1 protein-coding gene is annotated in these 497 nt (G+C 67.2%); it reads right to left on the bottom strand.

Annotation, left to right across the window (positions count from 1 at the left end):
• Nucleotides 1–497 (bottom strand): TonB-dependent receptor domain-containing protein (locus tag QMZ29_RS10285; protein ID WP_283225765.1); only part of this gene is annotated, 497 nt, incomplete at both ends.

Below are 497 nucleotides of genomic sequence, written 5' to 3'. Positions count from 1 at the left end.
CGTCGTTGGCCTGAATGTCGCTCATGTAGCGCAGCTCCGCGCCGGCGTGCCAGCCTTCCGGCGGTGCAAAGGCCAGCGAGGCGTAGCCCATGTTGCGGGCGATGCCTGGCAGGTGATTGCCGGCGGGGGTACAGCCGGATTTACCGCACATTTCGCTGCGGTAGGTGGCGTCCAGCAGCGTCCAGGCCATATGCAGGCGCCAGTCCAGCGCGAACTCTTGATCCAGCGCCAGCTCCAGGCCGCGCCGCCGGGTTTTGCCGGCGTTGGCGTAGCTGGTGCGTCCGCCGCTGCTTTCCGCCACCACCAGCTCGTTGTCGGTATCGGTCTGGAACAGCGCAGCGCTCACCAGGCCGTTGCCGAGGCGCAGCTTGCTGCCCAGTTCGACGGTATCGCTGGTGGACGGCTGCAGGCCGATATTGAGGCCCGTCTGGCCGTCGGGGCGGTAGGAGAGCTCGTTGATGGTCGGGGTTTCAAAGCCGCGGCCGGCGGAGAGATAG

The sequence above is a fragment of the Serratia sp. PF-27 genome (assembly GCF_030053255.1).
Classification (GTDB): Bacteria; Pseudomonadota; Gammaproteobacteria; order Enterobacterales; family Enterobacteriaceae; genus Serratia; species Serratia bockelmannii.
This window is presented reverse-complemented; position numbering and strand designations above follow the sequence as displayed.